Here is a 12,327-nt window from a genome sequence, read left to right on the forward strand (position 1 = left end):
AACGCGTCGTGGGATCCACATCAGCGACCGTCGCGGTCACCGGGCTCGGCGGCCTCGCGTACGGGCTGCTGCTGTTCGTCGTGGCCGCCGGGCTCAAGCTGATCCTCGGCGTCATGAAGGTCATGAACCTCGCCCACGGCGCTTCCTACCTGGCCGGAACCTGGCTGGCCTACCTGTTCGCCGACGGCACGCTCACCGGCCTCGCCCTCGCTCTGGCCGCCGGCCTGGCCGCCGCCACCGTGGGCGGGGCCGGGCTGGCCGCCCTGCTACGCCCCCTCGCGGGGCACACCGAGCAGGCAGTCGTCACGCTGGGGCTGGGCGGCATCATCGCGTGGCTGTTCAGCCGAATCTCCGGCGGTAGCTCCCTGACCGTGCCCCGCCCGGGCCTGCTCGACGGACACCTGAGCTTCGCCGGGCACGGATACCCGATCTACCACCTGGCCTTCATCGCCGTCGCCGCGTTGATCGCCGTCGCCATGCACCAAGTCCTGCACCGCAGCATGGCCGGGATCGCGCTGCGAGCCGCCATCGACGACCCGCCGATCGCCGCCACCCTCGGCCTGTCCGCCACCCGGATCCGCATCGCCGCCATCACCGTCGGTACCGCCCTCGCCGTCGGTGCCGGAGTCCTCGGGGCGCCGGTTCTCGGACCGGCTCCCGGCGTGGACGCGACCGTGCTGACGCTGTCGCTGATCGTGGTCATCCTCGGCGGCGCCGGCACCAACATCCGGGCGTTGCTGATCGCCGCCTTGGTCGTCGGCATGGTGAACTACGTCGGCGCGGTCGTCGCCCCGGGCCTCGCCTCGTTCAGCCTGTTCCTGGTCGTCATCGCCGTCCTGGTCGTGCGCCGGCAAGGTCTGCGGACGGCGGTCGCCGCATGACCACCACCACTGCCGCGACCGCCTCAGACGCGGCTCGCGAAGACCACACCCCGGCCTCCGCACCATCCGGCCGACGGCGGCTGGCGTGGCGGGTCGGCCGGTGGCCGGCCGCAACCGGCGTGGTCCTGGGGGCCGCCGCGCTGCCCGCGCTGGCCGGCCCGTACGTGGTCGGTCTCGCCAGCAGCGCCGTCGTGCTGGCCCTGCTGGCGATGAGCACCCAGTTGCTCGCCGTCGCCGGACTCCCGTCGTTCGGGCAGACCGCGTTCCTCGGCGTCGGCGCCTACACCGCCGTCGTCCTGGCCGCTTCCGGGATCACCGACGGCCCGGTACAGCTGGCCGCCTCGGCAGCAACCTCCGCGGTCGCGGCCGTAGTGACGGCACCGTTCGTGCTGCGCACCCGCGGCGTGAGCTTCCTGATGGTCACCGTCATGATCCAAGGGCTCGGGTACGCGATCGCCGTGCACTGGACCGGCGTGACCGGCGGCAGCGACGGCCGGCACACCCCGCCGGTCACCCTCGGCAACGGCCATCCGCTGACCAGCACCCCCGGCGTCTACTGGTACGCCATCACCGTGCTCGCCGTGGCCGCAGCGGCCACCGCGGTCCTGCTGCGCTCGCGGCTGGCGTTGATCTGGCGCGGCCACGCCGGCCACGAACCCCGCATGACCGCACTCGGCTACCGGCCGACCGTGAACCTCGGCGCCGCCTACGTGGCGGCCGCCGTCCTCGCCGGTATCGGGGGAGCTTTGACCGTCGCCATCAACACGTTCGTGTCCCCGGCCGACCTGAGCTTCGATGTCGCCGCGGCCGCATTCGCCGCCGCGGCGCTCGGCGCCGCCCTGTTCGGTATCCCGACGATGACCGGAGCGATGGCGGCCACCGTGGCGATCGTGGTCGTGCGGGACTACTTCGGCAGCAACGGCACCGGACCGCTGTACTTCGCGCTGCTCTGCCTCACCGTCCCCTACCTGCGTCCGGCCGCCACCGGCCTTCGCACCTGGTACACCCGCCGGAGGCAAGCATGAACGCCCAGCTGCTGCACGTCGACGGCGTCTCCTACGGCTACGGCGCCGCCATCGTCCTGCACCCCGTCAGCCTCCACATCGCTGCCGGGAGCCGGCACGCCGTCATCGGACCCAACGGCGCCGGCAAATCCACCCTGCTCAACGTGATCGCCGGAAACCTCATCCCCCCGGCTGGCGACATCCGGCTCGGTCAGAGGCCGGTCACCCGGCTGCGCGAGGGCGCCCGGGCCCGGCTCGGCATCGGCCGGACCTTCCAGCACCCCGCCGTCGTCGAGCAGCTCACCGCCGCCGAGAACGTCACGCTGGCCATCCGCCATCGGCGCATGCGTCGCCAGAAGGTGCGGGCCGCGCTCGAGCAGGTCGGCCTCGGCGACTATGCCGGCACCCCGGCCGGGCAGCTACCGTACGGCCAGCGGCGGCTGCTCGAACTCGCCGTCGTGTTCGCCGCCCAGCCCCAGCTGCTGCTGCTCGACGAACCCTCCGCCGGACTCGACCCGAGCGAGATCACCCACGTCGGCACCATCATCCGGCAGCTGCCCGACACCGCCGCAGTCATCATGGTCGACCACCATCTACCCTTGCTCTTCGACCTCGCCACCACCATCACCGTCCTCGCGGCCGGCCAGCACGTCTTCAGCGGCACCGCCGACGAGGTGCGCGAGCATCCGGTCGTCCAAGCGGTCTACCTCAGCCCGGCCACACCGGACACCATCCCCACGAACCAGGCCGACCAGCAGGAGCCCGGCGGTGCGGCTACGGCCGGCAAACCGTCGCGCCTGCGTCGCACACTCACCGCCACAGCCGACACCGCCGCAGTGCAGGAGCCGGCCGTATTGCAGGTCGACAGCCTGCACGCCGCCTACCACGGCGCTACGGTCCTCGACGACATCACCCTCTCGGTGGACGCCGGCAACGTGCAGGCCATCCTCGGCCGCAACGGCGCCGGAAAATCCACCCTGCTCAACACCATCGCCGGCCTGCACCGGCCCCACCGCCATACCCGGATCCGGGTCGCCGGCGTCGAGCTGCGCCCCGCACAACCGGCCGACGCCGGCCGGCACGGCATCGCCCTGGTGCCGCAAGGCCGCCGCTTGTTCGCCAGCCTGACCATCCGCGAGCACCTGGCCCTGGCCACCCGCCACACTCGCCGCCAGCGGCAGGACGCCCGCTGGAGTATCGACGACGTCCTCGACCTGCTGCCCGCCCTGCGCGACAAACTGCGCCGGTACCCGGCGCAGATGTCCGGCGGCGAACAGCAGATGGCCGCAATCGCCCGCGCGCTGCTGACCGGCCCCCGGCTGCTGCTGCTCGACGAACCCACCGAGGGGCTCGCCCCGCAAGTCGTCGACCAGCTCACCGCCACGATCACCCGCATCGCCGGCACCGGGGTCGCGGTCCTGCTGGCCGAACAGAACCAGCGCGCCGCCCTCGCCACCGCCGACCGCATCAGCGTCCTCGACGCCGCCCGCATCGCGTTCTCCACCACCGACATCAACGGCCCGGCCACCCACGCCCGCCTCGCCGGATATCTCGGCGTCAGCACGGCAGGGGCAGCCGCGTGAACCCTGTCAATCCGCGTCCCATGCGCCGCGAACTTGGGGCGCCGCTCAACGACACCTGCACCGACCGATGGCTCAACTCCACCGCCCGCCCCATGCCGGCGGCCGGCATTACTCGTCCCACCGTGGACGACATGCGCCGCGAGTGGCAGCACCACGTCGACCAGCTACGCCGGCGGACCTGGACCGTCGCGGCGGTCGCCGCTGTCCTGATCGCGATCACCGTCGCTGCCGCCGTTGTCCACGGTCGTTCCGCCACCCGCTGCGCGCCGTCGACACCGGCCACACCGATGGCGGTGACGGCATGAGCCTCCCACGCAGCGCCCGGCCGGCGGCCGCCAGCGCCACGTCCGGCAGCGTGAGCACCAGCCCAGCACGCAACGACCGCTGGCCCGCCAGCACCGCGACCGACCGGCCGCACACCTCAGCACCGACCGACCGGGCTCCCTCGCACGATCCGCACGCCGAGCAATGGGCCGGCTTCGTCACCGAGCTGCTCGCCCTCGGCTTCGACCCGGCAGACCTGGTCAGCGTCGCCGCCCAGGCAGCCGCAGACCGCGACTACCCGCACGACGTACGAGACCTGATCTCCCGCCGGGCGTGCCAACTCGCCCAGCACGCCTGCACCCCGACCGCTGCGGCGGCACTGTTCGCGGTACGGACCCGCGCCATCGTGCTCGACGACGCCGGCCACCACCAGCAGGCCGCCGAACTCTGGGGCCAGCTCATCACCCGGCACGAGAACGCGAACCAACCGGGGCCGGCCCAGCAGGCACGGCTGGCCCACGCCACCTGCCTGCACCGCCAAGGCCGGTGTTTCGAGGCCCTCGACCAAGTCCTCCTCGCCTGGCAGACCGCCACCAAAACAGCTGACGAGGACGCGCCGACAGTGGCTACGGTCGTGCGGCTGTACCGGCTGATGCTCGACGCGTGCCACTCCCGCGCCGGGACCACCGTCACGCGTCCTGCTATCCCCGGCATGGCAGAGCAGCCGACCGATGGTGGTGGCACCGTGCCGATCGCCGGAGCCTTCGAGCACCGGCGAGTGTGCGCCTACCAGGCGCGCACGACAAGTAAGGGCCACCGATGACCTCCGCTGAACGGCAGGCCCTGCCGATGACCCTGCCCTTCGCTCGCCTCCTGCTAGCCAACGGCGACCCCGAAGGAGCAGCCCTCCTGCTGAAGCATCACCTGAGCAGCCTCGATCCCGATGATGCCCCCTGCGATCTGCTACTGCTGGAAGCCGCGGCCCTCTACAGCGACATCACCGGCGACCCGGGGTGGACACGCTACGCCGTCCGCGCCCGGCTGCACTTTCCTGCACCGCGGCACTCGGCACCCTCGCCTCGGCCAGCCCAGCCGGACCCCGCCGGCCATCCGACGGAGCCTGGCCTGCACCGCCCATACGCCACCCTGGTCCCGTTGCCGGGTCTGCCGATGAGGCTGCTGCACGACGCGCAGTCCCTGTACTGGCAGGGCCACTGCGGCGAAGCCATCCGCACCGCCACCAAGGCGCTTAACCTGTGGCGCAACCAGCAGCACGACGACGGCGGTACGACACTGCTGCTCTGGCTGGCCGCCATGCTCTGCGCGTGCCGGCGCGACAATGACGCCGAAGCCCAGCTGTTCGCCGACAGCCGGCTCCTGCCCCCACCAGGCAGCCCCGAACGGCACGAGTTCGCCGAGTACGGCATCCGCACATTCGCCAGGGTCTCCGCGACCCACGACCAGGCCTGCGCGCGCTGGCAGCATCCGGCGCTGCTCGCAGACCTCGGCGCGCTCACTCTCGCCGACGCAGCAGCCCAGCCCTGGCCCGAACGCCGCAACCGCTGGTGGCGGCTGCTCCTGAGCCTGCCCGACACGTCATGACCGGCATCGCCCCTCGGTTCCTTCCGCTCCGCCATCACCCACGAGGCAGCTCATGACCCACGACGTACCGCAGATCGACACCAGCGTGGCGCACCCGGCACGCCGCTACGACTACTGGCTCGGCGGCAAGGACAACTTCGCCGCCGACCGCGACTCCGCCGACGCGATCCAAGCCGATTACCCCAGCATTCGCATCGCCGCGCTCGAGAATCGCGGCTTCCTGCGGCGAGCGGTCCGCAAACTGGCAGGAGAGGCGGGAATCCGGCAGTTCCTCGACATCGGCACCGGCCTGCCCACCGCCGACAACACCCACGACGTCGCCCAGCGCATCGCCCCGGACAGCCGCATCGTCTACGTCGACAACGACCCCCTCGTGATGGCTCACGCCCGCGCCCTGCTCACCAGCCACCCCGAAGGACGCACCAACTACATCCAGGCCGACCTACGCGAACCGCAAACCATCCTCGACGACCCGAGACTGCGGGAGATCCTGAACCTCAAGCAGCCCGTCGCCCTGCTGCTCGTCGCGGTGCTGCACTTCGTCCGCGACGACGAGCAGGCGTACACCGTCGTCCGGGACCTGCTCGGACAGCTGGCGCCGGGCAGCTACCTGGTCGCCTCCCACGCCACCGGCGACTTCCTCGACGCACCCACCCGCGACCAGCTGTCCCGGCACGACTTCGTCCTGCGCGACCGTGACCAGTTCGCCCAGTTCTTCACCGGCCTGGAGCTCATCGAGCCGGGCATCAGTCCGATCACCTTGTGGCGACCGGACAGCGACACCATCGTCGCGCCCGAGCAGGCATCGATCTACGGGGCGCTCGCCCGGGTTGCTGGCCCGGCGACCGGACGGCGCGCCGGATGAGTGTCACGCCAGAACCCTCCCACTTCGACAGCGGACCATGGATCGGCAAGCCGGCAAACGGAACGCCCGCAGATCCCGCGCAGCCAACCCAGCCGACCGGCAGCCAGCACGATGACGGCGATCCGGCTTCGCTACCGCAAGAGCTGGCCCACCGTGATCCCGCGAGCACGCCTGCCGATCAGCGGCTCATCGATATCGCCCTGCGCTGGATCGCCGAAACACCGCACCGCGGGCCGACGGTGGCGCGGTGGGCGCAGTACGCCGCCGCGGCCAGCACCCGGCTGCACCCCAGTGGGCATCAGCAACGACAACGCGCCGCCCTGGCCGAGGCCGCCGTGCGTGCCGGCATCCTGCCGCTACTCGACAGCACCTCCCGGGCGGCATCCGCCATCGCGACACTCATCACCGAATCCGGCCACGCCCCCGCCGACGCCGAGGCCATGCTCGACCACCTGCTCGCCTACCTCGCCCTGCACAGCCATGGGATGTGCCTCCTTGCCCACCAGGGGGTACGGCATACTCCGGTGCCTGGCGAGCATGGCGAGCGACCGAGGCCGGCTTTGCTGACGACCGTGATCGTCGCTGTCGCGCTGGCCGGCGCATGCGATCGCGACGACCTCGCCGGCCTCCTGCTCGACGTGCACGCAGAACACCTGGAGCCGCTGGACGCACCCGGGCGTGCCCTGTTCGCCACTCTCGCGCTGGACCTCACCGACCGGATCCGTGACCCGCACCGCAGCGTCTGCACCCAAACCGGCCGCCGGGCGCTGGACCGACATCAATTCTCGGCCCTCCTGCACGGCGAAGCACCCGTTGGCCACCGCAGCCCGGCACCGCCCGACACGTCGCCGCTTCCCGCAGACACGGGTACCGCGGCGATGCGGTACGAGGACAATTTGGACGCCATCTGGTACGGGCTCAACGCCCACACCCAAGCCCTGCACACCCGCCGGCGGCTGCACGCCAAACCGGCCAGCAGCAACGTATGGCTGATCTGCGACACCTGCCGGCTCGCGCTGCGCCTGGGCAGCTCCGTCGTACACGGCGGCCAGCTCGACACACCGACCGTCCCGATCATCGCAGCCGGACAACCCGCCTGGCTCCAGTCCGACGTCAGCCGGGCGACGTGGCGACTACTCGGCGAACACCCCCATCATGACCTGCGCGTCCTCACCGAGGTTTCGCCTGCCTGGCGGAAGTACGTGGCCACCCCCACCTGGCTGATCGGCTCGCCGGGCACCGACCCGGAACCCGACATCGCCCTTGCTGACTACATCGCCGGTGGGTTCGGACCGGCCACGCCCATCGGCTTCGGCGGCACCGGTCCCGCCCCACCGGAGGAACCGGTACCCGAGGAGGTGAGCCTGGTCTGCCTGTCCTGCCGCCTCGAACTGGTTGTGGGTCACAGCACCGGCCATCCCTGCGCCGCCCTCACCATCGGCGGCCGGCCCGCAGCCGATCACGCCGTCGCCACCACCGCCGTGTTCCGGATGCTCACCGACCACGCAAGCCACGACCTGGCCGTACTCGCTGCCGCGGACCTCTGGGACCACTACACCGATTCCGGCGAGTGGAGCTTCACCATCGAACCCGGCGACGACGTGCGCCCGCCACACCTCGGCGACATCACCCACCGGCAGTACATCGACGGCTGGCCCGACGCGCCCACCCGCCCCCACTACCGCGGCGCCGACCCCCTGCACAAACCGTCACCGCCCGGCAGCTCGTCAGGAGCACCATCGTGAGGCCGCCGGTGCCCTGCTCACGCGTCCGACCACCGCACCCAATCACGCGCGGGATTCACCTACGAGGAAACATGAAACAGCCTGAGCCAGCGGCGAAAGCCCGCCCCCGAAGCCACGCGGCAGACGTCGTCTTCACGATCGTGGCCGAGGACGACGCGCATCCCGGAGATCGTCGATGAGCGGCCGGCCCGGCGCCAACCAGATCGCCTTTCACCTCGGCGAGCAGGCCGTGACCGCCCGGTGCGCCCTGCACCTCGACTTCGCCGAGTCCTACCCGTACGGCGACGACCGGCAGGTCCCAGCCACGTGGTTTGTCCGCGTCCTGGCCGACCACCTCGGCGACCATCCGGCCGGAGCACCGGATGCTCCCGCTGTCGAGAAGCCCGCGGCCGAAGCGTCACCGCTTGACGAGTTCGGACGCGAAGTCGCCGTCCGCTGCCGCTGGGCCATGACCGTCAACGACGGAGATCCCGATGACAGCTGGCCAGACCGGTACCGCATCGCGGTAGCGCTGGTACTCGGCAACCTCACATATCTACGCGACATGGGACCCGGTCCCGGGTACACCCCCGAGCAGGCAGCGGTACTGCTCATCCGTGGCATGACACGCCCGCCGGCGAACCTCGAAACCTGGATCGGCGCCATCCGCGACGACATCAAACCCCCGCCACGCGACGGTCAACGCGGGCTATGGCTCCCACCTACGCAGCCACGAACCGGCCCATGACCCAACCGGCGAACCGGACCCGCTGGACGCATCGCCGACCCCTCATCGCCGCCGGAAAGACCCCTCTTCCCACGCGCCGATGACTGCGCGGACGCTGCCGGCCTGCACCCAGGCCGGTCCAACCCTCAACCTGAGAAGGACGCGACATTGACGTCAGCTACCCGGACCGGCGGGTTCATCACCGCCGCCGTGACCATCACCAGTCTGACGACTCCCGCGGATCTACCGGTGTCCGCGGCAGGACCGCCGCAGAGCACGGCGCAGGCCCTGCCGGCCACGTCGGAGAGCCCGGATAGGCCCCACAGCGAGCAGATGTAGCACCCAGTTTTCACCGCTACCTGAAAGGATCCCGCCCCCTGTGGCAAGCACCACCTTCCCCACCACTCCAGCAAGGGCCTCGAGTGCTGCCAGGCCACGTAAACGGACCGCTGTCGAGCTCGTCGCCGTCGGGGTGGTCACCGACCATCAGACGCCCCGGCCCGGCAGCGGGCCCGACACCGTGAGCCCTAGGACTGCGGCGCACGCGGTCGTGGCTGCTGCCCGGCACCTGCGGCTGCGGCAGGTCGTCACCTACCATCGGCTGGCCGCCGATTCCGTCGCGTTCGCCCAGATCCTTGACGACCCCACCGCACGGCCAGCCGTCCCCGTCAGGGCGTACCACGTCACCGGTGCCCGCCACGGCAACACCTCGCTGCCGGCGGTCCTGCGGACGATCACCAGCAGCCCACCCCAGGGGCTCACCGTCTTCTCGACCGCGATCCGCCGCGCCGCCCTCACCGACGTGCCCGCAGACGCTGTCATGGTTGCGCAGCCGCTGCTCTCCATCGCCACCGCCCGGCAGGCGATCACCGCCGCCCGCAACAACAGCAGCAATCCGCTGACCGTGCTCGCCCCCGTCGCATTACCCGCCGACCCACAGACGATGCCCGTCTACAGCGCCGTCGCCGCGGTCGCCTACGCCGCACAGGCCATCCGCGGGATCGACGGTCGCCTCGACGCCGCGCTCGACCACTGCCTGGCCCGGCACGCGGCCGGCTGGCCCGCCGGCCTGCCCGCCACGATGCGGCTGCTGCTGCCCACCGAACGCGACAGCGACCAGCTCCGCGGCCGCATCGCCGGGCTCATCCTGCAACAGACCGCGACACCGTGGTCGACCAGGTACGCGGCGCTGACCGTCTTCCACACCCAGCACGGCCACACGCGGATCCCCGCCGGGCACCGGCCCGCCGGCGCCGACCTGGCCGGATGGGTCGGCAAACAGCAGCAACTGCTCGACACCGGCCGCCAGCCCGCCGGCAAAGCCGCGGCCCTCCGCCTGGTCGGCATCGTGCCCTCGACCGCGACCGCCGGGACCTGCGCCAGGGAGCTGACCGCCTGCCGCGCCTACGCCGGCACCCACGGCCATCTCCGCCCGCCCGGCCCCGCCACCGTCGCCGGTATCCGGGTGGACACCTGGCTACGGGAATGCCGCCGGCAACTGCAGACCACGACACTGCCCGGTGCTATCGGGCAGGCCCTGGAAACCATCGACGCAGGCTGGGCCGCAGGCGCCTCCCGGGACGCGGTCCTCGACACCGCCTGCCGCTTCTACCAGCTCCACGGGCACCTGCGCGTACCGGACGGCACCACGATCGACGGCGTCGATCTCTCAGCCGCACTCGCCCAGCTGCGACGCGAGCGAGAAGGCGGGACGCTGGCCGCCAGCGAGATCGCTGTATGGGACGCCCTGTTGCTCGACTGGGGACCACCCGGCCGAGCTCCGAGGCCAGGCGCTGTCACGTTCCGCACGATAGGGACCGTCGCATGACCGGGCGGCATCGATGAGACACAAGCGCCCGAAAAGCCACGGACGCGTCTCCCCGCGTAAGGGACCGGCCGGACCGCTCTGCGACCGGCCATACCTGCGCAGCGCGACGGACCCGGCGTCCACTGCAACTCGCCAGCGCTGGACCAGTCCGGAACTCAATCTCAATCAACTTAATCACCGCACACCCCCATTCAAAGGAAAGCGATGCAAACTGATCAGCAGCCCAGCGGTACCCTCGATCAGACCGCGCCGACCGCGCATCGGTTCGCCTGGCTGAACTTCCAGAGCGGCGGCGCACGGACTTCCGGCAAGCTGGACTACGACTTCACCCGGCTGCACCGCCTGGTCGCACCACTCGTCGAGCCGGCGCTGAGCCCAGCGGCGTCAGTACCGGTGGCCGTGTTCGCTCTGTGCGAGGCCAAAGGATGGGCAGCGGACGCCAACCACGGCCTGTACGCGGCAGCAGAGGCGCTCTCCGCGACGCTCGGACGCCCCTACGCCGCCAAGATGCAACCGTTCGACCGCGGCCCCATCGGACCGGCCCTGTTCTACGACCCCACGCTGGTCTGCCCTGTCGCCTGGCACGACAGCAGCGGCTACCCCGACTTCGACGACAAGGCCGGCGTCGTCCGCTTCCGCACCGTGCACACCGACCATCACTTCGTCGTCATCGTCCGGCACTGGAACCCCCGATCACCGCAAATCCGCCTCGAGGAGGCCCGGCTGCTCGGCAGCTACGGTGACGGCTTCCCGGACCCGGTGTTCGTCATGGGCGATCTCAACGCGACGGCAGGCGGATCGCACTGGCCGCTGCGCGACTGGACGAAGGCCCCCTACATCGCCCGCGACGCGAAGGCCGTCCTCACACCAGACGGCTCCTGGGTGGACGCCACCGACGCGATTCACCACCTCATCGGCCGATGGGAGTGGGACGAGTCCGGCCAACATGGCAGGCGTACCGACGGCTGCGGCTTCTGGGCCATGCCCGAGGTTGCGTACGCCACCGGAACACCAGCCGGCGAAGCATTCGAGGCGACCGTCAACCGCGGCATCGACGCCGGCGGCGGTCAGATCATCGACCACTGCCTCATCACACGACCCGAGCACTACGTTCGCGGCAGCTACCACATCCACGTGCCCAGACAGCAACACGAAGGCCGCTGGGACAGCGATCACCGCCTCGGTGAAGCCACCTTCGACCTGACCACCGGACGCGACCTGGTGCCCTACAGCGATGCCGATTTAGCCACTCGTTACCGGCTGGCCCCGCCCAGTCCCGGCTACCGGACCGCCGCAGCATGATCCCCGCGGCGCCTGGCCGATTGTCCACCGCACCGCCGTGGCGCCAGCGCTCGGCAACACGGACTACCTACGCGACATGAGACCTGGACCCGGCGACCGCCGCGACCCGGCCAAAGTGCTGCTCATGCGCAGCATGACGCACTCTCCGGCTCGCGGCTCACCATGACCCAGCGCCTCTCGCTTGAGCTCGATCGCACAGATCTGATGTACGAAAACGGACCCTATGGAGAGACCAACCCATGTCTGACGATGTCCAGCAGCGGCGCTCGGTCCGGCGGCACCGCTTCGCTTACACGGACACCTTCCGCTCTCTCAACGGCAGCGACCGCGAGACGGAACTGGCGCTCTTGAAGAAACTCTACGAGAAAGAACGGTTGACGATCCGGCAGATAGCCAGTCTGGTGGCAGCCTCGTACGGCTTCATGCAGAAGCGACTCTGCGACGCCGGCACGAACACCAACATCGCCAGACGAACGAGACCTTCCGTCTCGGCAGAGGCGACCGCCACCATCGCCGCGCTACCCTCTCGCCGGGCCCGTTCTTGAAG

General features: G+C 70.8%; 12 protein-coding genes. All 12 read left to right on the forward strand.

What is annotated here, in order from left to right; all coding sequences use genetic code 11:
* The first annotated feature begins 8 nt into the window (after window positions 1–8).
* Window positions 9–881, forward strand: a complete 873-nt coding sequence (locus QSK31_RS39770) for a branched-chain amino acid ABC transporter permease (RefSeq protein ID WP_285689934.1) — start codon at window positions 9–11, stop codon at window positions 879–881.
* The gene (locus QSK31_RS39775; protein ID WP_285689935.1) at window positions 878–1,906 is read left to right on the forward strand and encodes a branched-chain amino acid ABC transporter permease; all 1,029 of its coding nucleotides are present in this window, start codon (window positions 878–880) and stop codon (window positions 1,904–1,906) included. The genes QSK31_RS39770 and QSK31_RS39775 overlap by 4 nt, the downstream gene beginning before the upstream one ends.
* Window positions 1,903–3,468 carry an ATP-binding cassette domain-containing protein gene (locus QSK31_RS39780; protein WP_285689936.1) on the forward strand — a complete coding sequence of 522 codons (1,566 nt, stop codon included), beginning with the start codon at window positions 1,903–1,905 and terminating at the stop codon, window positions 3,466–3,468. Before QSK31_RS39775 ends, QSK31_RS39780 begins: the two co-directional genes overlap by 4 nt.
* A 20-nt stretch (window positions 3,469–3,488) precedes the next feature.
* Window positions 3,489–3,773, forward strand: a complete 285-nt coding sequence (locus QSK31_RS39785) for a hypothetical protein (RefSeq protein WP_285689937.1) — start codon at window positions 3,489–3,491, stop codon at window positions 3,771–3,773.
* Complete coding sequence (locus tag QSK31_RS39790) at window positions 3,770–4,555, forward strand: hypothetical protein (protein ID WP_285689938.1); 786 nt, start codon at window positions 3,770–3,772, stop codon at window positions 4,553–4,555. Before QSK31_RS39785 ends, QSK31_RS39790 begins: the two co-directional genes overlap by 4 nt.
* Window positions 4,552–5,334, forward strand: coding sequence for a hypothetical protein (locus QSK31_RS39795; RefSeq protein ID WP_285689939.1), 783 nt, complete (start codon window positions 4,552–4,554; stop codon window positions 5,332–5,334). The genes QSK31_RS39790 and QSK31_RS39795 overlap by 4 nt, the downstream gene beginning before the upstream one ends.
* 52 nt (window positions 5,335–5,386) lie before the next feature.
* Window positions 5,387–6,199 (forward strand): SAM-dependent methyltransferase, encoded by an 813-nt coding sequence (locus tag QSK31_RS39800; protein WP_285689940.1) that lies wholly within the window; start codon window positions 5,387–5,389, stop codon window positions 6,197–6,199.
* Entirely contained in the window at window positions 6,196–7,944 is a 1,749-nt protein-coding gene (locus tag QSK31_RS39805; RefSeq protein WP_285689941.1) for a hypothetical protein, read from the forward strand. The genes QSK31_RS39800 and QSK31_RS39805 overlap by 4 nt, the downstream gene beginning before the upstream one ends.
* 175 nt (window positions 7,945–8,119) lie before the next feature.
* Window positions 8,120–8,671: a hypothetical protein gene (locus QSK31_RS39810; RefSeq protein ID WP_285689943.1), complete on the forward strand. Its 552-nt coding sequence runs from the start codon at window positions 8,120–8,122 to the stop codon at window positions 8,669–8,671.
* A gap of 529 nt (window positions 8,672–9,200) precedes the next feature.
* On the forward strand, window positions 9,201–10,478 hold the full coding sequence (locus tag QSK31_RS39815) for a helicase associated domain-containing protein (protein ID WP_285689944.1): 1,278 nt from the start codon (window positions 9,201–9,203) through the stop codon (window positions 10,476–10,478).
* A 204-nt stretch (window positions 10,479–10,682) separates the two neighbouring features.
* Window positions 10,683–11,780, forward strand: a complete 1,098-nt coding sequence (locus tag QSK31_RS39820; protein WP_285689945.1) for an endonuclease/exonuclease/phosphatase family protein — start codon at window positions 10,683–10,685, stop codon at window positions 11,778–11,780.
* A gap of 239 nt (window positions 11,781–12,019) precedes the next feature.
* Window positions 12,020–12,325 carry a helix-turn-helix domain-containing protein gene (locus QSK31_RS39825; protein WP_285689946.1) on the forward strand — a complete coding sequence of 102 codons (306 nt, stop codon included), beginning with the start codon at window positions 12,020–12,022 and terminating at the stop codon, window positions 12,323–12,325.
* Window positions 12,326–12,327 lie beyond the last annotated feature (2 nt).

The organism is Actinoplanes sp. NBRC 103695 (assembly GCF_030269485.1).
GTDB lineage: Bacteria > Actinomycetota > Actinomycetes > Mycobacteriales > Micromonosporaceae > Actinoplanes.

What these genes read in the sequence shown, in the direction of transcription:
- QSK31_RS39775 (WP_285689935.1), top strand. Translation starts at nt 878, where the DNA reads ATGACCACCACCACTGCCGCGACCGCCTCAGACGCGGCTCGCGAAGAC.
- QSK31_RS39780 (WP_285689936.1), top strand. Translation starts at nt 1,903, where the DNA reads ATGAACGCCCAGCTGCTGCACGTCGACGGCGTCTCCTACGGCTACGGC.
- QSK31_RS39785 (WP_285689937.1), top strand. Translation starts at nt 3,489, where the DNA reads ATGCGCCGCGAACTTGGGGCGCCGCTCAACGACACCTGCACCGACCGA.
- QSK31_RS39790 (WP_285689938.1), top strand. Translation starts at nt 3,770, where the DNA reads ATGAGCCTCCCACGCAGCGCCCGGCCGGCGGCCGCCAGCGCCACGTCC.
- QSK31_RS39795 (WP_285689939.1), top strand. Translation starts at nt 4,552, where the DNA reads ATGACCTCCGCTGAACGGCAGGCCCTGCCGATGACCCTGCCCTTCGCT.
- QSK31_RS39800 (WP_285689940.1), top strand. Translation starts at nt 5,387, where the DNA reads ATGACCCACGACGTACCGCAGATCGACACCAGCGTGGCGCACCCGGCA.
- QSK31_RS39805 (WP_285689941.1), top strand. Translation starts at nt 6,196, where the DNA reads ATGAGTGTCACGCCAGAACCCTCCCACTTCGACAGCGGACCATGGATC.
- QSK31_RS39810 (WP_285689943.1), top strand. Translation starts at nt 8,120, where the DNA reads ATGAGCGGCCGGCCCGGCGCCAACCAGATCGCCTTTCACCTCGGCGAG.
- QSK31_RS39820 (WP_285689945.1), top strand. Translation starts at nt 10,683, where the DNA reads ATGCAAACTGATCAGCAGCCCAGCGGTACCCTCGATCAGACCGCGCCG.
- QSK31_RS39825 (WP_285689946.1), top strand. Translation starts at nt 12,020, where the DNA reads ATGTCTGACGATGTCCAGCAGCGGCGCTCGGTCCGGCGGCACCGCTTC.